At 62.3% G+C, this 19,459-nt stretch carries 19 protein-coding genes and 1 tRNA gene; 5 read left to right on the top strand and 15 right to left on the bottom strand.

Annotated features, from left to right (window positions below):
* The 5 genes from J5286_RS00815 to J5286_RS00795 all read right to left on the bottom strand — a co-directional run bounded on the left by J5286_RS00815 (position 1) and on the right by J5286_RS00795 (position 5,360).
* A complete protein-coding gene (locus tag J5286_RS00815) occupies positions 1 to 972 on the bottom strand; it encodes an ABC transporter permease (RefSeq protein WP_209188737.1) in 972 nt (323 codons plus the stop codon).
* A gap of 11 nt (positions 973 to 983) precedes the next feature.
* Positions 984 to 2,087 (bottom strand): ABC transporter permease, encoded by a 1,104-nt coding sequence (locus J5286_RS00810; protein ID WP_018899200.1) that lies wholly within the window; start codon positions 2,085 to 2,087, stop codon positions 984 to 986.
* Between the two features lie 7 nt (positions 2,088 to 2,094).
* Positions 2,095 to 3,606 carry an ABC transporter ATP-binding protein gene (locus tag J5286_RS00805; RefSeq protein ID WP_209188738.1) on the bottom strand — a complete coding sequence of 504 codons (1,512 nt, stop codon included), beginning with the start codon at positions 3,604 to 3,606 and terminating at the stop codon, positions 2,095 to 2,097.
* A 71-nt stretch (positions 3,607 to 3,677) separates the two neighbouring features.
* Entirely contained in the window at positions 3,678 to 4,670 is a 993-nt protein-coding gene (locus J5286_RS00800; protein WP_018899202.1) for a BMP family lipoprotein, read from the bottom strand.
* Positions 4,671 to 5,042: 372 nt separating this feature from the next.
* A complete protein-coding gene (locus tag J5286_RS00795) occupies positions 5,043 to 5,360 on the bottom strand; it encodes a hypothetical protein (RefSeq protein ID WP_018899203.1) in 318 nt (105 codons plus the stop codon).
* A gap of 227 nt (positions 5,361 to 5,587) precedes the next feature.
* Between J5286_RS00795 and J5286_RS00790 the strand changes: the two genes are divergently transcribed.
* Together J5286_RS00790 and J5286_RS00785 are read left to right on the top strand one after the other, a co-directional pair.
* Positions 5,588 to 5,677 (top strand) — tRNA-Ser (locus J5286_RS00790).
* Positions 5,678 to 5,913: 236 nt separating this feature from the next.
* On the top strand, positions 5,914 to 6,633 hold the full coding sequence (locus tag J5286_RS00785; protein WP_245205296.1) for a L,D-transpeptidase: 720 nt from the start codon (positions 5,914 to 5,916) through the stop codon (positions 6,631 to 6,633).
* Positions 6,634 to 6,865: 232 nt separating this feature from the next.
* Here the strand turns inward: J5286_RS00785 and pncB are convergent, their stop codons facing one another.
* The 10 genes from pncB to J5286_RS00735 all read right to left on the bottom strand — a co-directional run bounded on the left by pncB (position 6,866) and on the right by J5286_RS00735 (position 17,131).
* Positions 6,866 to 8,170, bottom strand: a complete 1,305-nt coding sequence (gene pncB, locus J5286_RS00780) for a nicotinate phosphoribosyltransferase (protein ID WP_018899205.1) — start codon at positions 8,168 to 8,170, stop codon at positions 6,866 to 6,868.
* A 151-nt stretch (positions 8,171 to 8,321) separates the two neighbouring features.
* Positions 8,322 to 8,624 (bottom strand): hypothetical protein, encoded by a 303-nt coding sequence (locus J5286_RS00775; RefSeq protein WP_209188740.1) that lies wholly within the window; start codon positions 8,622 to 8,624, stop codon positions 8,322 to 8,324.
* Between the two features lie 85 nt (positions 8,625 to 8,709).
* Entirely contained in the window at positions 8,710 to 9,663 is a 954-nt protein-coding gene (locus J5286_RS00770; protein WP_209188741.1) for a 2-hydroxyacid dehydrogenase, read from the bottom strand.
* 22 nt (positions 9,664 to 9,685) lie between these two features.
* Positions 9,686 to 11,314: an ABC transporter ATP-binding protein gene (locus tag J5286_RS00765; protein ID WP_209188742.1), complete on the bottom strand. Its 1,629-nt coding sequence runs from the start codon at positions 11,312 to 11,314 to the stop codon at positions 9,686 to 9,688.
* Positions 11,314 to 11,802 (bottom strand): type II toxin-antitoxin system VapC family toxin, encoded by a 489-nt coding sequence (locus J5286_RS00760; protein ID WP_209188743.1) that lies wholly within the window; start codon positions 11,800 to 11,802, stop codon positions 11,314 to 11,316. Before J5286_RS00760 ends, J5286_RS00765 begins: the two co-directional genes overlap by 1 nt.
* Complete coding sequence (locus J5286_RS00755) at positions 11,802 to 12,095, bottom strand: hypothetical protein (protein WP_209188744.1); 294 nt, start codon at positions 12,093 to 12,095, stop codon at positions 11,802 to 11,804. Before J5286_RS00755 ends, J5286_RS00760 begins: the two co-directional genes overlap by 1 nt.
* 70 nt (positions 12,096 to 12,165) lie before the next feature.
* Positions 12,166 to 13,314 carry an ABC transporter permease gene (locus tag J5286_RS00750; RefSeq protein WP_112945172.1) on the bottom strand — a complete coding sequence of 383 codons (1,149 nt, stop codon included), beginning with the start codon at positions 13,312 to 13,314 and terminating at the stop codon, positions 12,166 to 12,168.
* Positions 13,314 to 14,405: a microcin C ABC transporter permease YejB gene (locus J5286_RS00745; RefSeq protein WP_111563118.1), complete on the bottom strand. Its 1,092-nt coding sequence runs from the start codon at positions 14,403 to 14,405 to the stop codon at positions 13,314 to 13,316. The genes J5286_RS00750 and J5286_RS00745 overlap by 1 nt, the downstream gene beginning before the upstream one ends.
* A 158-nt stretch (positions 14,406 to 14,563) precedes the next feature.
* Entirely contained in the window at positions 14,564 to 16,402 is a 1,839-nt protein-coding gene (locus tag J5286_RS00740; RefSeq protein WP_209188745.1) for an extracellular solute-binding protein, read from the bottom strand.
* A gap of 114 nt (positions 16,403 to 16,516) precedes the next feature.
* On the bottom strand, positions 16,517 to 17,131 hold the full coding sequence (locus J5286_RS00735; RefSeq protein ID WP_209188746.1) for a TetR/AcrR family transcriptional regulator: 615 nt from the start codon (positions 17,129 to 17,131) through the stop codon (positions 16,517 to 16,519).
* Between the two features lie 51 nt (positions 17,132 to 17,182).
* On the opposite strand from J5286_RS00735, the gene J5286_RS00730 reads away from it, so the two are divergent.
* The 3 genes from J5286_RS00730 (at position 17,183) to J5286_RS00720 (ending at position 19,447) form a co-directional block, all read left to right on the top strand.
* Positions 17,183 to 17,755, top strand: a complete 573-nt coding sequence (locus J5286_RS00730) for a hydrolase (RefSeq protein WP_209188747.1) — start codon at positions 17,183 to 17,185, stop codon at positions 17,753 to 17,755.
* Between the two features lie 129 nt (positions 17,756 to 17,884).
* Positions 17,885 to 18,958 carry a penicillin-insensitive murein endopeptidase gene (mepA, locus tag J5286_RS00725; protein WP_209188748.1) on the top strand — a complete coding sequence of 358 codons (1,074 nt, stop codon included), beginning with the start codon at positions 17,885 to 17,887 and terminating at the stop codon, positions 18,956 to 18,958.
* A gap of 105 nt (positions 18,959 to 19,063) precedes the next feature.
* Positions 19,064 to 19,447 (top strand): methylglyoxal synthase, encoded by a 384-nt coding sequence (locus tag J5286_RS00720; RefSeq protein ID WP_047506724.1) that lies wholly within the window; start codon positions 19,064 to 19,066, stop codon positions 19,445 to 19,447.
* Positions 19,448 to 19,459 lie beyond the last annotated feature (12 nt).

The raw sequence follows: 19,459 nt of genomic DNA, 5'->3' as shown, positions 1-19,459 counted from the left end.
TTAGCGTTCCTTGACATAGGGTGTGCCGCCGGCCTTCGGCGGGATGGCTTTGCCGATGAAACCCGCAAGCAGCACGCAGGTGAGGATATAGGGCAGGGCCTGGAAGATCTGCACCGGCACCTCGCCGATACCGGGGATCGGCTTGCCCTGCATGAAGTTGCCGAGCGCATCGAGGAAGCCGAACAGCAGGCAGGCGAACATGACCGGTACCGGCTTCCACTTGGCGAAGACGAGTGCGGCGAGCGCGATATAGCCCTTGCCGGCCGACATGTCCTTGATGAAGGCTGCCGACTGCGCGATGGCCAGATACGTGCCGGAGAAGCCGCAGAGAATGCCGGCGCATATGACGGCGCGGTAGCGCAGCCAGCTCACCGAAATGCCGGCGGTGTCGACCGCCCCCGGATTTTCACCGACGGCACGCAGACGAAGACCGAAGCGCGTGCGGTAGAGGATCCACCACGAGAGCGGCACAGCCAGGAAGGCGAGGTAGGTCAGGATATTGTTGCCGGAGATGACGTTGGCATAGAGCGGCCCAAGGATCGGCACCTCGCGCAGCGCGTCGGCGCCCGGAAGCGTGATCGGCGTGAAGCGCGCGTCGCCGGCCAGCTGCGGCGTGCGCCCGCCCTGGCCGAACCAGGCCTGGCCGAGCACGATGGTGATACCGGCCACGAAGAAGTTGATCGCGACGCCCGATATGATCTGATTGCCGCGGTTGGTGATCGAGGCAAAGCCGTGCACGAAGCTCAGCGCCACCGAGCAGATAATGCCGGCGCAAAGCCCCGCCCAGGCGGAATCCGTGAGATAGGCGACACAGGCGGCGGCAAAGGCCGAGCCCAGCATCTTGCCCTCGAGCCCGATGTCGAAGACGCCGGCGCGTTCGGAGAACAGGCCAGCCAGCGCGGTGAAGATCAACGGGATAGACAGGCGGATGGTGGAGCTCAAAACGCTGATGAAGATGTCGTAATATTCCATCGTCGCGCTCCTTACGCCCGCTTGAACTGTTGGTAGAGACGCACCATCGCCGGCCGGTACATATATTCAAGCGCGCCGGCAAACAGGATCACCAGACCCTGGATGACGAGGATCATCTCGCGGGTGATGTTGGGCATCTCGAACGAGATCCAGTCGCCGCCCTGGTAGAGGATGCCGAACAGGATCGCCGAGAGCACGATGCCGACAGGATGATTGCGCCCCATCAGCGACACCGCGATGCCGACGAAGCCGGCTCCGCCGACGAACTCGACCTGCAGGCGGGCCGACGAGCCCATGACGGGGTTGAGCGCCATCATCCCCGCCAGCGCGCCCGAAAGCAGCATGGCGATGATGACGATGCGTGCATAGGGAATGCCGGCATAGGCCGCCGCGCTCGGGCTGACGCCGAGCGTGCGCATCTCGAAGCCGAGCTTGGTGCGCCAGATCAGCAGCCAGACGAAATAGGCGGCCACAAGCGCGATGATGAAGGAGACATTGAAGGGGGCGGCACCCAGCTTGGCGCCAAACATGTCCATGATCCAGCCGAGCTTCGGCAACTGGCCGCCTTCGAGGAAGGTGCGGGTCTCAGGCGCCATCTTGCCCGGCACGATCAGCACGTGGACGAGCAGATAGACCATCAGCGCCGCACCGATATAGTTGAACATGATCGTGGTGATGACGATATGGCTGCCGCGCTTGGCCTGCAGCCAGGCTGGAATGAAGGCCCAGGCCGCACCGAACAGGCCGGCGCCGATCACGGCCACGGGCATGGTCACATACCACGGCACGAACTTGTCGAGCGCCAGCGCCACCAGCGCGCAGCCGAGACCGCCGAGATAGGCCTGGCCCTCGGAGCCGATGTTGAACAGCCCGGCATGGATGGCGACCGCCACGGAAAGGCCGGTGAAGATGAAGCTGGTGGCGTAGTACAGCGTAAAGCCGATGCCTTCGCCGCTCCCGAGCGCGCCTTCGATCAGAAGCTGCAGCGCGCCGATCGGGCTTTCGCCGATCAGCCAGACGACGAAGCCTGATATCAGGAAGGCGGTGAGAAGGTTCAGGATCGGGATGAGGCCGTAGTTGATCCAGCGGGGTAGGGGAGTGGAAGCAGTGCTCATCAAGGCCTCACGCGGCAATGCCGGCCATCATCAGGCCGAGGGTCTGTTCACCGGCATCGGGCGTCTTCTCGCCGACGACATGGCCGGCGAACATGACAAGGATACGGTCTGAAAGGGCGCGGATTTCGTCGAGCTCGACGGAGACGAGCAGGATCGCCTTGCCCGCGTCGCGCATCTCGATGATCCGGCGGTGAATGAATTCGATGGCGCCGATGTCGACGCCGCGCGTCGGCTGGCCGATGATCAGCGCCGTCGGGTCGCGCTCGATTTCGCGGGCGACGACGATCTTTTGCTGGTTGCCGCCGGAGAAGTTGGCGGTCTTCAGCCGTGGATTCGGCGGCCGGATGTCGTATTTCTCGATCTTCTCCATCGCGTCCTTGCGGATCGCCTCGAGATCGAGCAGCGGGCCCTTGCTGTATTCAGGTTTGCGGTGATAGCCGAGCACCGCGTTCTCGTATTCCTCGAACTTCAGCACGAGACCCATATGGTGGCGGTCTTCGGGGATGTGCGCGAGGCCGAGCTCCCGCAGCCGCGCCGGATCGGCCTTGTCGATGGGCTGGCCGTCGAGCAGGATCTCGCCCGAATGCGGCTTGCGGATGCCCGCGATCGCTTCCAAGAGTTCCGATTGCCCGTTGCCGGCCACACCCGCCACGCCGACGATCTCGCCGGCGCGCACGTCGAACGACACGTTGTCGACCATGACAACGCCACGGTCGTCCTTCACCGTCAGATTGCGCACCGACAGGATGACCTTGCCGGGATTGGCCTCGCCCTTCTGCACGCGCAAGAGCACGCGGCGGCCGACCATCAGCTCGGCCAGTTCCTCGACCGTCGTCTCCGCAGTCTTGCGCGTGGCCACCATCTCGCCGCGACGCATGACCGACACCGTATCGGTGATCGCCATGATCTCGCGCAGCTTGTGGGTGATGAGAATGACTGTCTTGCCCTGGTCGCGCAGCACTTTCAGGATGCGGAACAGATGGTCGGCCTCGGCCGGCGTCAGAACGCCCGTGGGCTCGTCGAGGATCAGAATCTCGGCGCCACGATACATGGCTTTGAGGATTTCGACGCGCTGCTGCAGGCCGACGGGGAGCTGCTCGATCAGCGCATCCGGGTTGACCTCGAGGCCGTATTCCTTTTCCAGCCGCTTCAGCTCGGCGCGGGCAGACGCCACGCCTCTGGCGAGCAGCGCTCCGCCTTCGGCGCCGAGCATGATGTTCTCGAGCACCGTGAAATTGTCGACCAGCATGAAGTGCTGGTGCACCATGCCGATACCGGTTGCGATCGCCGTCTGGCTGTCCTTGATCGTCACGGCCTGGCCGTTGACCCGGATCTCGCCCTGATCGGCGTGGTAGAAGCCGTAGATGATCGACATCAGCGTCGATTTTCCGGCTCCGTTTTCCCCGATGATGCCGTGGATCGATCCCTTGGCGACAGTGAGGTTGATGTCTTTGTTGGCGTGGACGGCACCGAATTTCTTGTCGATGCCCACAAGTTCGATAGCGGGCGTGTCAGTCACAGCAGGCTCCAGATACGAAAAGGGCGTATGGCGAAAATCAATTCCGCCATACGCCCAATTTCAGGCGCGGATCACTTCGGGCAGGCGTTGTCCGAGGTGTAATCGTGAACCTTGACGGTGCCCGCGATGATGTCTGCCTTGGCCTTTTCGACGGCGGCCAGCATTTCAGGCGTGATCAGCGCCTTGTTGTTGTCGTCGATGGCAGCAGCAACGCCGTCTTCCTTGACGCCGAGCGACTGCACGCCGCCGGTGAACTTGTCGGCCTTGGTGTCGGTGTAGGCATTGTAGACGGCGAGGTCGACGCGCTTGACCATCGAGGTCAGGACCGAGCCCGGATGCAGGTGGTTCTGGTTCGAATCGACGCCGATCGAGAACTTCTTGTTGTCGGCGGCCGTCTGCAGAACGCCGAGACCGGTTGCGCCGGCTGCCGCGTAGATCACGTCGGCGCCCTGGTCGATCTGGTTCTTGGTGAGCTCACCGCCGCGAACCGGGTCGTTCCATGCAGCACCGGTCGTGCCGGTCATGTTCTGGAACACTTCCATCTTGGCGTTGGCAGCGCGCGCGCCCTGCTCGTAGCCGCACTCGAACTTGCGGATCAGCGGAATGTCCATGCCGCCGACGAAGCCTACCTTGCCGGTCTTGGATGCCATGCCGGCGAGAACGCCGACGAGGTACGAACCTTCTTCTTCCTTGTAGACGACCGAGCGGACGTTCGGCTTGTCGACAACGGCGTCAACGATGATGAACTTGGTGTCCGGGAATTCGGCGGCAACCTTTTCGATCGCCGAAGTCCAGGCGAAGGAGACTGCTACAACCGGGTTGAAGCCGCGGCTGGCGAAGTTGCGGATGGCCTGTTCGCCCTGGGTGTCGCCGGTCGGCTCGAAGTCGCGGTAGGCGATACCGGTTTCCTTCTTGAACTTCTCGGCGCCATTGTAGGCGGCTTCGTTGAAGGACTTGTCGAACTTTCCGCCGGTGCCGTAGACCAGTGCCGGCTTGACGTCGGCAGCGAGCGCCGTCGTGGACATGGCAGCCACGGCAAGGACGGTCAGAAGGGATTTTTTCATTGTGCAGCCCTGTTGTTGCTATTTGTTAGGGGTCCTCCCGCAAGCCCGTTTTCAGGCATGTCTGCGGAACCACCGACCTCCCCCCGGAGGCCTGGCTTGCCGCATCCTTGCATGGCTCCAATGAAAATTCACGAGAAATTTTTCGGCTGGTAAAAAATTGCCGACATTGCGTAAAAACCGGCCAGCGCAATCGTTTTTTACGCAAAAGCACCGCTAAAATGCGATTTTTCTAGTCATTTGAGACGCCGCCATGCACCGCCAGCCGCGATGTGCCTCGTGTCCGCATCATGCGCGCATGGCCGCCAAAGGGCATTCACCGCCACGTCAGGTAGCATAAATGTGGACGAGGATGCCTGAGACCGGCGTCTTGGCCTAGGCCGCGAAACGGCCGGCCACCGGCGGCTTCTTGTACCCCGCCATCCACAGGAGGAGCGACAGCACCAGGAACACCGCGAAAGCCGGCTGCATCATCAGCCACTGGAAGGCGATCGTGTAGAAGCGGGGGTGAATATAGTAGGCGATGGTCGATTGCAGCGCCTCGAAGGAGGATGCGCTCATGTCCTGCCAGGCATCGCCCATCGGCGTGATGACGACCGAAGATGCCGCCACGGACTGGATGCTGTCGATCGTTCCAGCAATAACCGCAACCGCCAGCGCGATCAGGCTCGCCAAACGCAAAAGGAAACGCATTACACTCTCCGCCACCGATCCGCCGGATTTGGCCCGGCCAGTTGCGCCCATTCTCCAAGACTTAAAGACACTAGTGCCCTGCCGCCGGAACCGCAATGGACCGCATTCCGGCACTTTTGCTGGAAGAAGTCAAAAAACTGTTAGATTTAGGTTGATCCCTGAAAATTCCTCGGTATATATCGCGCCGTTCCAACGATTTGCGCCGAAGGGTGCCAAATCAAGCAGCAGGACAGGTGGCCGAGTGGTTTAAGGCGCACGCCTGGAACGCGTGTGTACGTGAAAGCGTACCGTGGGTTCGAATCCCACCTTGTCCGCCATTTCCTCGGAAATCGATGCTGCTATCTCCGTCTCCCCAACGACGTGCGATCCGTTAGTCAACGCTGGCTTTTTGCGCCCTACGCCCAGCACTTCACCACCCTGTTGCATTCCGCCAACAGCCCCGCGCGGAAGCTCCCGGGCCCTTCTGTATTTCCTTCCGCGAACACAATTTGGTCACCGATGCCCGGCCAGGGAGAGGGATCACAGCTTACCTCTCGCATTGGATACCCTGAAATTGCATAGCCTCTCCATTCTTCGGTCGCTTGTCGCGGCGGCCGGCGTTTCGCTGCTTGCGGCCTGCACGCAGCTTCCCTCCCAGCCGGTCGACGTCGCCATGCCCAAGCCGCCGGCCGTCGAGGCTCCGGCACCCGTCGCCGAGGCCGCCGTATCTCAGCCGGAGCGCCCGGTCGACAAGCCGGATTATCCGCTGATCTACGCCGATCTCGATGACAGCAACTATCGTCTCCCGGCGATCAGCTATGCCGAGGTCGATCCGCGCTATCTGCGCCAGGAGGTCGATTATCACAGCGACGAGCCGGCGGGCTCCATCGTCGTCGATACCGAGACCAAGTTCCTTTATTTCATTCTGAAGAACGACCGGGCGGTCCGCTATGGCGTCAGCCTGGGCGCCCAGGGCCGCGCCTGGAAGGGGCGGGCGGTGATCCAGTGGAAGCGCAAATGGCCGACCTGGACGCCGACGCCGGCCATGATCGGCCGCAATCCGAAGCTCAGCGAGTGGAAAGAAGGCATGCCGCCGGGGCTCAGCAATCCGCTCGGCGCCCGCGCGCTCTATATCTTTCAGGATGGCCAGGACACGCTCTATCGCATCCACGGCTCGCCGGAATGGCGCTCGATCGGCAAGAACGCCTCTTCCGGCTGTGTGCGCATGTTCAACCAGGATATCATCGACCTCTACGACAGGGTCCGCGGCAAGGCGATCCTCGTCGTCAAGTAAGCGGGCTACGGGCGCCCGAGAGCGAGGCGCCCGGTCGGCTCGAATGATCGGGATCACGAGGCAAGCACGGCCTGCCGCCTTGCATCCCCGCCAATATGCTGTAAACGCAGCGTCGGAACGCGACTGCCGTTAACTTAAGAACGGGGTCGGGCGGCAGATTGACGTCACGTCGCTGTCACGAGATCACGTGGCCGTTCCCTCGTCTCAAAACACATGCGTCGGTAAGCGCGTCTCAGACCAGAACGGCCTGATCGACCAGATCCTCGGTACCGAAGAACTTCAGATAGCGCTGCACTTCCTCAGGCTCGCCCGTCGCCTTCTGCGGGTTGTCGGAAAGCTTGACGGCCGGGCGGCCGTTGGCGTCGCTCACCTTGCAGACGATCGAGATCGGGTTGAGGCCGGAAATCTCCGTCGGCGCGCAGCCGGCGAAGTCGTTGGTGAGGTTGGTGCCCCAGCCGAAGCTCATGCGCACGCGGCCCTCGAAGTGCTTGTAGGTGTCGATGATCGCATCGACATCCATGCCGTCGGAGAAGATCAGCATCTTCTGCCGGGGATCGCGTCCCATCTTCTTCCACCATTCGATGATCTTCTCGCCGCCTTCGATCGGCGGTGCGCTGTCGGGGCGGAAACCCGTCCAGTCCGCCACCCATTCCGGCGCGTCGCGCAGGAAGGCCGCCGTGCCGAAGGCATCGGGCAGCACGATCAGAAGGTTGCCGCCGTAAAGCTTGTTCCAGTCGCGCAGCACCTTGTACGGCGCGTTGCGCAGCTCATCGTCGGTCTCGGCAAGCGCGGCCGCCACCATCGGCAACTCATGCGCGTTGGTGCCGACGGCTTCGAGATCGTTGTCCATGGCAAGCAGCACGTTGCTGGTGCCGGTAAAGCCGGCGCCGATGCCTTCCTTCAAGGCTTCCACGCACCAGCGCTGCCACAGGAAGCTATGGCGCCGCCGCGTGCCGAAGTCGGAGATGCGCAGGCCCGGCAGTTCGCGCAGGCGCTCGACCTTCTCCCACATGCGCGCCTTGGCGCGGGCATAGAGCACGTCGAGCGTAAACGGCCCGAGCGCGCGTAGCGCTGAGCGCGAGCGCAGCTCGTTGATGATTGCGAGTGCGGGGATTTCCCACATCGTGGTCTCTTTCCACGAGCCGTGGAAATCGAGCCTGTACTGTCCGTCGCGCTTCGAAAGCTCGTATTCCGGCAGCTGGAAATGCGACAGCCAGGCCAGGAATTCGGGCTCGAAGATCTGCGCGCGGCCATAGAAGCTGTTACCCGCCAGCCAGATCATCTCCTTCTTGGAGAGCCGCAGCGTGCGTGCGTGGTCGAGCTGTGCGCGCAGTTCCCCTTCGTCGATCTCCTCGGCAAGCAGCACCCGCTTGGTACGGTTGATGACGGTGAAGGTGGCGTTGACATCAGGATAGAGCTTCCAGATCATCTGCAGCATCAACAGCTTGTAGAAGTCCGTGTCGATCAGGCTGCGGACGATCGGGTCGAGTTTCCAAGCGTGGTTGTAAACGCGCCGTGCAATATCTGTCTTTGCCATCGATTCCACCCTATCCAATCCGGGTGCAGGCGCCGCGAACGGCGCAGGACAACCGGCCTGTGCGCTTTCTTATCGAAAACTGCGCCGGCAATGTCCAGAACAAATAAGAACCCGCCATTTGCCCGAAAGCCGGGGCAAGCGCCGGCCCCGCCTACTGCGCGTTAGTCTTCGGCGCGCTTGCCCGCCCGGCGGGCGTCGGTGCTTCACTGCCGGACTGTCCGCCACCGCCCTGCGCTGGGGCGGGCTCGGCGTGCGTGGGCTCGTCTGGCTGCGGCAGGTGATAGCGGCTCCAAATTTCCACGGGAATCCAGACGGCGAACGCCAGAAGTAGCGCCGCGATCAGCATGCGTAAGATGCGGACGCTGGTCGGCGACTTTCGCTTGGTCCGCCCGGCCATCGGTTCTTGTGGCGCCTGAGCGCCTTCGCTCCACGGTCTCTCGATCCGTTCGACCATGCTTGCCCCTTCCCAAACCGGGCGGCATCGGCCGCCCTTAAAACATCAGGAAAAGAAACGGCCACCGGCAACGATGGTTCCCGCCTCAGTAACCGCGGTCGCGGTCCACCACATATTGCAGCGGCTGGCCTTGCTCGAAGCGGGTGATCTGCCGCTCCACATGGCGAAACAGCGCGTTCTCCTCGGAACTTGCCGCATCATGCGGTGTGATGAAGACACCAGGCAAATCCCACAGCGGGCTGTCCGAAGGCAGCGGCTCGACCTCGAAGACATCGAGGGAAGCTCCGCCAAGCACGCCGCTTTCGATCGCCGAGACGATATCGGCTTCGACCTGGCTCTTGCCGCGCCCGGCATTGATGAACACCGGCTTTCCAAGCGCGCCACCCTGGCGGAGCTTGGAAAACAGTGCCGCATTGTAGAATTTGGTCGTCTCGGGCGTCAGCGGCAGCAGCCCGACGAGGATGTCGGTCTTCGAAAGAAACGCGTCGAGCCCGCTCGCGTCGAACGTCTCGATGCCATCGATTTGTTTCGCTGTGCGCGACCAGCCGATGACGTTGAAGCCCATGACCGTCAGCTTCTTGACCGCATCCTGGCCGAGCACGCCGAGACCCATGACGCCGACGGTGAGTTCCGATGCCTCCGGCGCCACGTCGCTGCCCCATTCGCGCCGGCGCTGCAATCGGTCATGCTCCGCCTGCCCACGCTGATGCATCAGGCACTGCATCACCACCCACTCACTCATCCGCGTCGTCAGGCTGTGGTCGACGAAGCGAACGATCGGCACGTCTGGAAGGCCGGGCAGGTTCATGAAGCTGTCAACGCCCGCACCGCCCGAGAAGATCACCTTCAGGTTTGGCGCCCGTTCGAAGAGATCCGCATCCGGCTTCCACAGCAGTGCGTAGTCGAGGTCGGAAAGATCCCGACCCTTCGTTTCGGGGTCGGAGATATTGATGCTGCCGCGATCGAGAAAGGCGGTCTTCAGGATGCGCGCGACGGTATCGGGATTGAACTTGAGATCGACGAGAATCGGGGCTGGCATGTTTGTCTGGGCTCTGATGTGGTTAGTGTTGCACTGCGGGCGTGGGCCGCGCCTCGATGTTGAAGGCCGCCGCCATCAGCGCCTTGGTGTAGTCGTCCTTCGGCGCGCGGAAAATATCGGCCGATGGCCCCTGTTCCACCACCTTGCCGAAGCGCATCACGATCACCTCGTTGGCGAGCGCCTTCACCACCTTCAGATCGTGGCTGATGAAGAGATAGGCCAGATCGTGCTTCTGCTGCAGGTCGCGCAGGAGATCGACCACCTGCGCCTGCACGCTCATGTCGAGCGCCGATGTCGGCTCGTCGAGCATCACGAAACGCGGCTTCAGCACCATGGCGCGGGCGATCGCGATACGCTGCCGCTGGCCGCCGGAGAATTCGTGCGGATAGCGCCAGCGCGTGGTCGGATCGAGCCCCACTTCCTCCAGCGCCCAGCAGACGCGCCGGTCGCGTTCCTCATAGGAAAGACTACCCTCATGCACCTTCAGCCCCTCGGCGATGATATCGCCCACCGACATGCGCGGGCTGAGCGAGCCGTAAGGATCCTGGAACACCACCTGCAACTGGTTGCGCAGCGGTCGCATCTCGGTGAATGAATAGCTGGCTATATCCTTCCCCACAAAGCTGATCCGCCCCTGCGAGGAGATCAGCCGGGTGAGCGCCAGCCCAAGCGTCGTCTTGCCCGATCCGGATTCGCCGACCACGCCAAGCGTCTGCCCGGCGCGCAGCGAAAGATCGATCCCGTCGACCGCTTTCACATGATCCACCACCTTGCGCATCAGCCCCGCCTTGATCGGGAACCAGACCTTGATGTCCGATCCCTGCATCACGATCGGCTTGGAGCTGTCGGCAAGCGGCGGCTCGCCGCGCGGCTCGGAGGCCAGCAGATGGCGGGTATACTGATGCTGCGGATTGGTGAAGACCTCCTCGACCGCCCCGGTCTCGACGATCTTGCCCTTGGTCATCACGCAGACCCGGTCGGCGAACTTGCGCACGATGCCGAGGTCGTGGGTGATGAACAGCATCGACATGCCGTGCTGGCCCTTCAGCTGTCGCAAGAGCTCGAGGATCTGCGCCTGCACGGTGACGTCGAGCGCCGTCGTCGGCTCGTCTGCGATCAGGAGTTCCGGGCGGTTGGCGAGCGCCATGGCGATCATCACACGCTGCCGCTGTCCACCCGAGAGCTCGTGCGGATAGGCCTTCAGCCGCTTCTCCGGCTCGCGAATCCCCACTTGGTTCAAGAGTTCCAGCACCCGGGTGCGCGCCGCCTGTCCCTTGATCCCCTGGTGCAGCTCCAAAATCTCGGCGATCTGCTTCTCGATCGTATGCAGAGGGTTGAGCGAAGTCATCGGCTCCTGGAAGATCATCGTGATGTCATTGCCGCGCACCTCGCGCAGTACCTTGTCGGATGCCTTGAGCAGATCCTTGCCCTTGAACAGGATTTCGCCGGAGGGATGGCTGGCTGAGGGGTAGGGGAGCAGCCGCAGGATCGAATTGGCCGACACCGATTTCCCCGAGCCGGACTCTCCCACCAGCGCCACCACCTCGCCCTTGTTGACGTCGAAGGAAATGCCGTCGACAGCCACTGAAGTCGCGCCTCCCTGGTGGAAGGCGACGGAAAGATTGCGGACGGACAGCAAGGGTTCGGACATCAGGACAGGCTCTCGATCAGGGAGGTCAGGGTGGCGTCGTCGGGGCGGAGAGTGGTGAGGGGTGAACGCTTTGGTGCCGCGTCCGCACCCTTGATTTCGTAGTCATGCTTCAAGCCGGTGTCGCTTGTCAGTATATGCGTGCATTCCGTTGCCAAGGCCGTCGAAACATGAATGGCATCGGGCAACTTCAAGCTTGGGTAGTTCGCCCTCAATAGTGCGGCATGCCGAAGAACGGGTTTTCCGACTGGAACGACGTCAAGCCAGGGACTTGAGACGATCGTTCTATCATATGCATCGACCAGTCTGCTGTTGGCGTCACGAAAAGGCCTGACCAGCAGCTCCGAGAGGGTCAGTTCGCTTGTGGCAAAGAGCGGCCTTTTGCTTTTGATCGCGAAAAGCTTTCTCAGCAGGTGCGTGGCCATGCCGGCATTTTCGAACGCCAGGATAAAGATATTGGTGTCGATGTAGACCTTCTTTATCGCGGGCATCAGTAGTCCCACTCGTCACGCAATTCGCGTATGCGAGCGACGGCTTCTTCCTCGCTGACGGGGGGGTGGCCAAGCGCCTGATAGTCCTCGATCAGCTTGATAAGTTCGGCACCGGTAAGTGGTTTCTTGGGCTCAGTCTGGAAATCGCGCAGACCGGGGTAGATGTCGTGCTCAGAGGAGGCTTTATCCTCGACCTCAAGCACGACACGCACCGTTGCATCGTCGGCGAACCCCTCCCTCAAATCTTCGGGAAGGTTGGCGACAGGATAATGATCACGCACAATCTTGTTCATCGCGGTCACGCTCCAAAAGTTGCGTAAAACACAACTCTACCCGCAAACCCCTGCCATGACGAGGCCGCCCTCATCCGAAGGTCTTCCTCGGATCGAACGCATCGCGCACCGCCTCGCCGATGAAGATTAGCAGCGACAGCATGATTGACATCGCGAAGAATGCCGTCAGCCCCAGCCACGGCGCCTGCAGGTTGGCCTTGCCCTGGGCGATCATCTCGCCGAGCGAGGGTGAGCCGGGCGGCATGCCGAAGCCGAGGAAGTCGAGCGAGGTCAGCGTAGTGATCGAGCCGGAGAGGATGAAGGGCAGGAAGGTCAGCGTCGCCACCATGGCGTTCGGCAAAAGGTGCCGCCACATGATCGTGCGGTTGCCGACGCCGAGCGCGCGCGCTGCCCTGACATATTCGAAATTGCGGGCTCTCAGAAACTCCGCGCGCACCACGCCCACGAAGCCGACCCATGAGAACAGCAGCATGATCCCGAGCAGCACGAAAAAGCCCGGCGGCAGGATCGCGGCGATGATAAGGAGAATGTAAAGCACCGGCATCGACGACCAGATCTCGATGAAGCGCTGCAGCAGAAGGTCGGTCCAGCCGCCGAAATAGCCCTGTATAGCGCCGGCGCTGACGCCGACAACGGCCGAGCAGATGGTCAGCACCAGCCCGAACAGCACCGAGATGCGGAAGCCGTAGATCACGCGGGCGAGCACGTCGCGCGCCTGGTCGTCCGTGCCCAGCCAATTCAGGTTGCTCCATGTGCAGTTGGGGTCGTTCACCCCTTGCGGATAGCCCGAGCAGCGCTCCTGCTCGCTCATCATCCAGAAGGGCGCGGTTGGCGCCGAATGCGGGATGTTGGAGTTCACCGAGCGATAGGAGTAGCGGATCGGCGGCCAGATCATCCAGCCATTGGCCTTGATCTCGTCGGCGATCACGTCCGAGCGATAGTCGGTCTCGGCCAGGAAACCGCCGAATTTCTCCTCGGGATAATTGACGAGCACGGGAAACAGGATCTCGCCCTTGTAGGAGGCGATGATCGGCCGGTCGTTGGCGATGAATTCGGCAAACAGGCTGAGCCCGAAGATGAGAAGGAACAGCCAGAGCGACCAGTAGCCGCGCCGGTTGGCCTTGAAGTTCTTCCAGCGCCTTATGTTGGTGGGCGAGAGCAGCCCCTTGCGCGGCGGCTTCACTGGCGTGGCGGTCGCGGGCTTTGCTGCGGTATCCATCACACGTCCCTCCGCTCGAAGTCGATGCGCGGATCGATCCAGGTGTAGATCAGGTCGGAGATCAGGCTGACGAACAGGCCGAGCAGCGAGAAGATGTAGAGCGTTGCGAACACGATCGGGTAGTCGCGGTTGACTACCGAGAGATAGCCGAGCCGCCCCAGCCCATCCAGCGAGAAGATGTTCTCGATCAGCAGCGATCCGGTGAAGAAGGCCGAGATGAAGGCGCCGGGAAAGCCGGCGATGATGATCAGCATGGCGTTGCGGAACACATGGCCGTAGAGCACCTTGCGCTCGTTCAGCCCCTTGGCGCGCGCCGTCACCACATACTGTTTCTTGATCTCCTCGATGAAGGAGTTCTTGGTGAGCAGCGTCGTCGTCGCGAATGCCGCCAGCGACAGCGAGATCAGCGGCAGCGCCAGGTGCCAGAAATAGTCGAGCGGCTTCTGCCACCACGCAAGCTGGTCGAAATTGTCGGAGACGAGGCCGCGCAGCGGGAACCAGTCGTAGAACGACCCGCCGGCGAAGAGCACGATCAGAAGGATGCCGAACAGGAAGCTCGGAACGGCGTAGCCGATGATGATCACGCCCGAGGTCCACACGTCGAAGGTCGAGCCGTCCTTCACCGCCTTGCGGATGCCGAGCGGAATGGAGATGCCGTAGGAGAAGATCATGATCCAGATGCCAAGCGAGGCCGAGACCGGCAGCTTGTCCTTGATCAGGTCGAGAACGGACGTGTTGCGGAAGAAGCTCTCGCCGAAATCGAAGCGGATATAGTTCCACATCATCTCGCCGAAGCGCGTCAGCGGCGGCTTGTCGAAGCCGAACTGCTTCTCGAGCTTCTTGATCAGCTCCGGATCAAGCCCCTGCGCGCCGCGATATTTCGAGCCGCCTTCATCCATCCCTGATCCCATCAGGTCGCCGCCGCCGCCCGAAAGGCGGGCATCAGCGCCCTGCGCATCGCCGGTCAGCTGGGCGATCACCTGCTCGACAGGTCCACCAGGCGCGAACTGGATGACGGTGAACGAGATGGCCATGATGCCGATAATGGTCGGGATCATCAAAAGCAGGCGGCGAAGGATATAGGCTCCCATCAGCGAGCGGCCTCCGGGGAGTTCTGTCGTAGGCTGTCCAGTCTATCGCCGCTCAATCGTCAAGCCTTCCTCTGCCGGTCCGTACCGGCGCTGATCATGGTCCGAAGTGATTCGGTAGGCCCATTTGGAGCCCAGCCGTCAGGCCAATGCAAGTCCGCTCATTTCTTGGCGGAAGACGACCACCAGACGTCGGGGAAACCGGTCGCATAGGTCGGGTATTCGGCCGGCCGGCTGATCGTGTTCCAGTAGGCGATCGACTGCGTGCCGCGGTAGAACAGCGGCACGACATAGTGGCCCGCCATGAGCACGCGGTCGAGCGCCTTGATCGACGCCACCTGCTCGTCCCGGTTGGGCGCAAAGATCACCATGCGGATCAGCGCGTCGACCGCCGGGTCGGAAATGCCGGCATAGTTGCGCGAGCCCTGCTGGTTGACGGAGCCCGATCCCCAGTAGTCGGCCTGCTCGTTGCCGGGGTTCATCGTCTGCGCCCAGACGTTCCAGATCATGTCGTAGTCGAAGCTGCGGACGCGATTGGTATATTGCGAGGCATCAACCGTGCGCACCCGCGCATCGATGCCGATCTTCTTGAGATTGTTGGTATAGGGCACCGCCCAGCGCTCCAGCATCGGGCTGGAAAGCAGGATCTCGAAGCTCATCGGCTTGCCGGTCGCGGTGTTGACCATGCGGTTGCCTTTGATCTCCCAGCCGGCTTCCTTGAGCAGCTTGATCGCCGTGCGCAGATTGTCGCGGCTCTTCTGCGGGTCGCCGCCGACGGGGTTCGAATAGGCGGTGGTGAAGACCGAAGGCGAAAGCTTGTCCTTGAGGCCGTTGAGAATTTCCAGCTCACGCCCCTGGGGCAGGCCGGAGGAAGCGAGCTCGGTGTTCCAGAAATAGCTGTCGATGCGCTTGTAGCTGTTGAAGGCAACGGTGCGGTTCAGTTCCTCGAAGTCGAAGCCGTAGTTCAGCGCCTCGCGCACCTTCTCATCCTTGAAGATGTCGCGGCGCGTGTTCGGCACCAGCGCCTGCATGATGCCGGTGGCGCGCAGCGCATTCGGCACGTCCTCCTTCTTCACGCGGCCTTCCTTGACCGCCGGGAAGTCATAGCCGGTCGCCCAGCGCGCCGCCTGCGTCTCCTGCCAGTAATCGCTGTTGCCGGCCCGGAACGCCTCGAATTCCACGTCGCGGTCGCCGTAATAGGTGTAGTTGATCGAGCCGAAATTGTTCTGCCCGACATTCACGTTGAGATCCTTGCCCCAATAGTCGTCGCGCAGCTCGTAGCGGATCGTGGCGCCTGCCGTGAAGGCGGCGATCTTGTAGGGGCCGGAGCCCATGACAGGTTCCAGCGTGGTCTTGGCGATATCGCGCGGCTTGCCGTCAGCCCCGGTGCCCTCCCACCAGTGCTTCGGCACGATCACGAGCTGGCCGAGGATATTCGGCAGTTCCTTGTTGTTCTTCTCGTCGAAGGTGAAGGTCACGTCGCGCTCGCCCGATTTCTCGGCCTTCACCACGTGCTTGTAATAGTTGGAAGCGAGCGGGTTCAGCTCCTTCACCTTGTCGAAGCTGAAGATCACGTCCTCTGGCGTGACAGGCTTGCCATCCGCCCACTTCGCCTCGGCGCGCAGCCTGAACGTCGCGCTCGAGACGTCGTCGGGGTAGGAAACCCCTTCGGCCAGCAGCCCGTAGGAGGCGAGCAGCTCGTCGTCTGCCGATTTCATCAGCGTCTCGAACGGCAGCGTCAGGCCGACGGCTGCCTCGCCCTTGGAAAGCAGCGGATTGAACGTGTCGTAGGTGCCCGATGCCGAAAGCCTCAGATTGCCGCCCTTCGGCGCATCCGGATTGACGTAGTCGAAATGCTTGAAACCCGGCTTGTATTTCAGCTCGCCGATCGTGGAGGTTCCGATCCGGAAGACCGGCTCTTGGGCGACGGCCTGCAAGGGCAGGGCGGCAGCGCCCAACAGAGAAAACACCAAACCAAGTCTCGACCACGCACGCGCCATTCGCCAGCCCCAATTGTTTCGCTTTTTTCGAGGATAGGCGAAATGCTGGCGAAAAACAGGTGACGCAACCTTTTTTGTCCGGCTTCGCGCAAATGTGAGCGCAAGAGTTGCCGCTCAGGCCGTCGCTTCCTCCAGCCTTTTGCGCAGCATCCCCCGCAACTCCGCCACCATGCGCGGATCGCCGCCGATATCGGGATCGTGCGCCGCCGTCACGATGATCCTTAGTAGTTCGAGCACCAGCGCCGACAGAAGGTCGAGATCGTCTCCAACAGAAGGGCTCGCCTTCTGCAATAGCGCCTTGATGTTGCCGCGCAGCTCCGCCCGCGATTTCACCTTGCGGTCCTTGGGAATGTCGCGCCGGGCCGCCAGCACCGGAAATTCGCGGTAATCCTCCAGAAAGCTGCCAAGCCGCGCGAAGATCGCGTCGCCGATCTCGGACGCCCGCTTGCCGTCCACTTCGCCTTGCAGCTCGACCAGCGCGGCGTTCAGCTGCCGCATCCGCTCGATGTGCAGCGCTTCGGCCAGCACCGGCTTGGTCGGGAAGAACTGGTAGAGCGAGCCGATCGAGGATTTCGCCTCGGCGGCGATCTCCGTCATCGTCGCGGCCTCATAGCCCTTATCAAGAAAAACCTTGGCGGCCGCCTCGGTCAGAATGGCAACGCGCTCGTGCCCGCGCTTCTGCTTCGGCGAGCGATCGATCGAATCGGTACTTGATTTTTGTGAGGGCATCCTCATATTTCCAATTGCGAGGACATCCTCATGTTTATTCCGGAGCCTTCCATGTCCCTATACGATCCCAAGACCACCGCCCTGATCTCCATCGATCTGCAGGGCTTTATCATTTCCAGGCCCGTCGCGCCTCATTCCGCTCAGCAGGTGATCGAAAATACCGCGGCAATCGCCAAGTCGCTGAAAGCAGCCGGCGGCACGACCGTCTTCGTCACCATCGGATTTTCCGCGGACTATGCCGATGCTGTCAACCAGCCGACGGATGAACCGATCGCCTTCCCACAGGGTGGCTTGCCGGCCGAGGCGCTGCGCGAACCGCCCGAGATCGCTGACCTGACGCCGGATGTGCGCATCACCAAGCATCAATGGAGCGCCTTTTACGGCAGCGAGCTCGATCTGCAGCTGCGCCGTCGCGGCATCCGGACAGTTATTCTCACCGGCATCGCCACCAATTTCGGCGTCGAGGCCACGATCCGCGATGCGTTCGCCCATAATTACGCGGTCATCGCCGCCGAGGATGCGATGACGACGTTCACCGCCGAGATGCACGCCTTCGCCTGCGAGCGCATCTTCCCGCGCCTGTCGCGCATCCGCAAGACCGCGGACATCCTCGCCAACGCCTGAGTGCGGCGCTGCCGGCCGACGCGATGTCTCGTGATCGCCCGTGAAAAACATCGATTCACCAGAATCGCATTTCACGGTAAAACGGGTGCAAATCACTCGACTATGGTCGGCAGCAGTTCAGGATACGGCATGGCTTTCCGCATCGCGCAGGCGCTCTCTTCAATCGGTAAACTGGCACTGGCCACTGCGATCGGCGCCGGTCTTATCGCCGGCGATGTCGCCGCCCAGCAGAAACAGCCGAGCCCCGGCAGCGCCAAGGCGATCTTCGGCGGCGTTCAGCTTCCGACCCAAGGCGCTCCGCAACCCTACGGCTTCTATGCCAAGGGCTGCATGGCTGGTGCCGAGGCGCTTCCGACGGATGGTCCGAACTGGCAGGCCATGCGCCTGTCGCGCAATCGCCGCTGGGGCAATCCGGCCATGCTCTCCACCATCGAGCAGTTGTCGCGCGATGCCGCCAAATATGATGGCTGGCCGGGCCTGCTGGTCGGCGATATCGCCCAGCCGCGCGGCGGCCCGATGATCACGGGCCACGCCTCGCACCAGATCGGCCTCGATGCCGATATCTGGCTGACGCCGATGCCCAACTTCCGCATGACGGCCGAACAGCGCGAGGCGCTGCCCTTCACGACCATGCTGCAGAAGAACGCCTTCCTGACGATCAACCCGAATGTCTGGACGCCGGCCCACGCGCGTCTCCTGATGCGCGCCGCGAGCTACCCGCAGGTCGAGCGCATCTTCGTCAATCCGGCGATCAAGAAGAAGATGTGCGACACCTGGACGGGCGATCGCACCAATCTCGGCAAGCTGCGCCCGGAATACGGCCACGATTCACACTTCCACATCCGCATCAAGTGCCCGCCGGGCGCCGCCAATTGCAAGCCGCAGGCGCCTGTGGTCGCCGGCGACGGTTGCGACAAGTCGCTCGCCTGGTGGTTCAGCCCGGCGCCCTGGGCCAAGCCCAAGCCGCCGAAGCCGGATGCCAAGCCGGTCAAGCCGCGCGAGGTCATGGTGTCGGATCTGCCCAAGGCCTGCCAGGCGGTTCTCGATGCGCCCTCGGTCTCCTCCGTGCGCGCCGCGACCTATGGCGGCCCTTCGGCTGCCGAAGTGCTCCGCGCTCAGCCCATCGACGCGCCGGCCGCCGCCAATGACGACGAGCTGCCCGATCGCGGCCCGATCCCGGATGACAAGCCCGCAGCGCAATGATGCCGGTTGAACACCGCGACACCGCTCTTTAAAACCCTGATCGCTTCGTATAGAAGCGGTCAAATCGATTGAATTATGCCAGTGAATTTAGAGGGGGAGCTTCTGATGGCCGGCCGCAAGTGCCTTGCGCTCATCGCGCATGACCAGAAGAAGGACGACATGGCGGAATTCGCCCGCCGCAACGAGGAGACGCTCAAGGCGAACTGGACGATCTTCGCGACGGGCACGACCGGCGGCCGCGTTCTCGACGCCGCTCCCTCGCTCGATGTCACCCGGTTGAAAAGCGGCCCGCTCGGCGGCGACCAGCAGATCGGCGCGTTGATTGCCACCGGCGAGGTCGATGCCCTGATCTTCTTCGTCGACCCGCTGACCCCCATGCCCCACGACGTCGACGTCAAGGCCTTGATGCGCCTTGCGATCGTCTATGATATCCCAATGGCACTCAACGAGGCAACGGCCGACAGGCTGATCGCCAATCTTCACGCATAAGCGGCGCGCGAA

Source organism: Rhizobium sp. 16-488-2b (assembly GCF_017741815.1).
Classification (GTDB): Bacteria; Pseudomonadota; Alphaproteobacteria; order Rhizobiales; family Rhizobiaceae; genus Rhizobium.
The sequence above is the reverse complement of the archived record's forward strand: the minus strand, read 5'-3'. Positions and strand labels throughout refer to the sequence as shown.

What these genes read in the sequence shown, in the direction of transcription:
- J5286_RS00815 (WP_209188737.1), bottom strand. Translation starts at nt 972, where the DNA reads ATGGAATATTACGACATCTTCATCAGCGTTTTGAGCTCCACCATCCGC.
- J5286_RS00810 (WP_018899200.1), bottom strand. Translation starts at nt 2,087, where the DNA reads ATGAGCACTGCTTCCACTCCCCTACCCCGCTGGATCAACTACGGCCTC.
- J5286_RS00800 (WP_018899202.1), bottom strand. Translation starts at nt 4,670, where the DNA reads ATGAAAAAATCCCTTCTGACCGTCCTTGCCGTGGCTGCCATGTCCACG.
- J5286_RS00795 (WP_018899203.1), bottom strand. Translation starts at nt 5,360, where the DNA reads ATGCGTTTCCTTTTGCGTTTGGCGAGCCTGATCGCGCTGGCGGTTGCG.
- pncB (WP_018899205.1), bottom strand. Translation starts at nt 8,170, where the DNA reads ATGGCAAAGACAGATATTGCACGGCGCGTTTACAACCACGCTTGGAAA.
- J5286_RS00775 (WP_209188740.1), bottom strand. Translation starts at nt 8,624, where the DNA reads ATGGTCGAACGGATCGAGAGACCGTGGAGCGAAGGCGCTCAGGCGCCA.
- J5286_RS00770 (WP_209188741.1), bottom strand. Translation starts at nt 9,663, where the DNA reads ATGCCAGCCCCGATTCTCGTCGATCTCAAGTTCAATCCCGATACCGTC.
- J5286_RS00765 (WP_209188742.1), bottom strand. Translation starts at nt 11,314, where the DNA reads ATGTCCGAACCCTTGCTGTCCGTCCGCAATCTTTCCGTCGCCTTCCAC.
- J5286_RS00760 (WP_209188743.1), bottom strand. Translation starts at nt 11,802, where the DNA reads ATGCCCGCGATAAAGAAGGTCTACATCGACACCAATATCTTTATCCTG.
- J5286_RS00755 (WP_209188744.1), bottom strand. Translation starts at nt 12,095, where the DNA reads ATGAACAAGATTGTGCGTGATCATTATCCTGTCGCCAACCTTCCCGAA.
- J5286_RS00750 (WP_112945172.1), bottom strand. Translation starts at nt 13,314, where the DNA reads ATGGATACCGCAGCAAAGCCCGCGACCGCCACGCCAGTGAAGCCGCCG.
- J5286_RS00745 (WP_111563118.1), bottom strand. Translation starts at nt 14,405, where the DNA reads ATGGGAGCCTATATCCTTCGCCGCCTGCTTTTGATGATCCCGACCATT.
- J5286_RS00740 (WP_209188745.1), bottom strand. Translation starts at nt 16,402, where the DNA reads ATGGCGCGTGCGTGGTCGAGACTTGGTTTGGTGTTTTCTCTGTTGGGC.
- J5286_RS00735 (WP_209188746.1), bottom strand. Translation starts at nt 17,131, where the DNA reads ATGCCCTCACAAAAATCAAGTACCGATTCGATCGATCGCTCGCCGAAG.
- J5286_RS00730 (WP_209188747.1), top strand. Translation starts at nt 17,183, where the DNA reads ATGTCCCTATACGATCCCAAGACCACCGCCCTGATCTCCATCGATCTG.
- mepA (WP_209188748.1), top strand. Translation starts at nt 17,885, where the DNA reads ATGGCTTTCCGCATCGCGCAGGCGCTCTCTTCAATCGGTAAACTGGCA.
- J5286_RS00720 (WP_047506724.1), top strand. Translation starts at nt 19,064, where the DNA reads ATGGCCGGCCGCAAGTGCCTTGCGCTCATCGCGCATGACCAGAAGAAG.